This window comes from Flavobacterium rhamnosi (assembly GCF_048286515.1).
Lineage (GTDB): Bacteria > Bacteroidota > Bacteroidia > Flavobacteriales > Flavobacteriaceae > Flavobacterium.
The window spans coordinates 1-1,567 of sequence record NZ_JBLVPS010000055.1 but is presented as its reverse complement, the minus strand read 5'-3'; the positions used below and the strand labels follow the sequence as shown (position 1 = coordinate 1,567).

Below are 1,567 nucleotides of genomic sequence, written 5' to 3'. Positions count from 1 at the left end.
GACACTTAAATCAGCAATGATACCTTTGTTAATTTTGTTTTTAAATTATTCTTCTATTACTCAGTGTTTTGTTTTATAAAAGGATAAGAAATTGTAAATTTTCATATTCGAGCTTCCAATTTTGTATTACTACTTAATTTTTGCGTCAGGTGTTTGTGCTTATCCAGTTTTTACTCAATTTCATACACAGATTTCATATTCTAGTAAACAAAAACGAGCTTACATTTATCTTTATGCTGTTGGACTTAATCTAACATTAAATCCTAATTTCCTTAATTGACTTACGCTTTTTTGAATATTTTTTTGTTTGTTTCTCTCTTTTGATCTTTCTATTTGCAACAATGGTTCTTTATATTCTTCTTTATTATTGAGAATATGATACGTTGCTTTGATTATTTTATGGCTTACAGCTATTAAGGCTTTCTTACTTCCTTTTTTGATTAATAATTTATGATAAAATGCTTTTAAATAACTCTCCTTCTTTCTGGTTGCTCCCCATGCTGCTTCAACTAAAGCGGATTGGACGTATTTGTTCCCGTGGGTGACTCGGGTGCTTTTTTTTTACCTGCACTTTCATTGGTTCCGGGGCTTAATCCTGCCCAGCTTGCCAAATGATGCTCGTCTTGAAACGCATTCATATCAACCCCAATTTCACTAATTACCGTTATCGCTGTATCTCTTCCAACTCCATCAATAGTTTGTAAAAGTTGAAGTTCTACTTCATATTTTGCTACACATAAATCTATTTGAGCATCTATTTTTGTAATTAATTTTTCATTTTCATCGATAGTTTCTCGTATCATTTTAAGCATAAATTGATGATGTGGCGTTATTCTTCCTGTTAAGGCTTTGGCTATATCTTCTTTACTGGCTTTTATTTTGCCATGTATATGAGTCAATAAATGAATAACATCATTTTTACCATCAATAATATCGTTGATGATTTTTGTTGCGCTTACTCCTTGTGTGTCGGAAACTACACTGCTTAATTTAATATTACAATCTTCTAAAAATTTTATCATCCTGTTTTTTTCTGATGCGATGAATTGAGTTTTTTTCTTCTTATATCGAATTAAATCGCGTAATTCTCGTATCTCTACCGGAGGAATAAAGCTACCTTTGAGTAACCCACTTAATAGTAATTTACTAATCCAAATACTATCTTTCTTATCCGTTTTATGCCCAGGAACATTTTTTATATGCCGAGCGTTAACTAATATTATCTCAAAATCCTCTTCGAGAATGTTGAATAGTGGTTTCCAATAGATTCCAGTACTCTCCATTGCGATATGGGTAACTTTTTCTGATTTACACCAATCCTTCAAATCTATCAATGAACCGGTAAAAGCGTTAAAGCTTTTGGTTTGATAATCTTTGTTACTCTTGCGAATGGTCGCTACGATAACATCTTTATGAACATCTATTCCGCATCCTACAGAAATGAGCTGTTCGAATTGAACTGTTTCCATAATCTTAAATGTTTTTTAGACATCTAATTTACGAATATATTCACGTTCCGTGAAAAACTCATGGGGGTTTGCGCTTGCTAAATCATGGGTATTTCATA

The 1,567-nt window shown here is 32.1% G+C and carries 1 protein-coding gene; it reads right to left on the bottom strand.

The genetic code is table 11. The features are described 5' to 3' along the window. Positions 1 to 509: 509 nt before the first annotated feature. A complete protein-coding gene (locus ACNQGN_RS18890) occupies positions 510 to 1,469 on the bottom strand; it encodes an IS110 family RNA-guided transposase (protein ID WP_417989368.1) in 960 nt (319 codons plus the stop codon). Positions 1,470 to 1,567: the final 98 nt, after the last annotated feature.

Coding starts and splice junctions, on each gene's coding strand:
- ACNQGN_RS18890 (WP_417989368.1), bottom strand. CDS start 1,469: ATGGAAACAGTTCAATTCGAACAGCTCATTTCTGTAGGATGCGGAATA.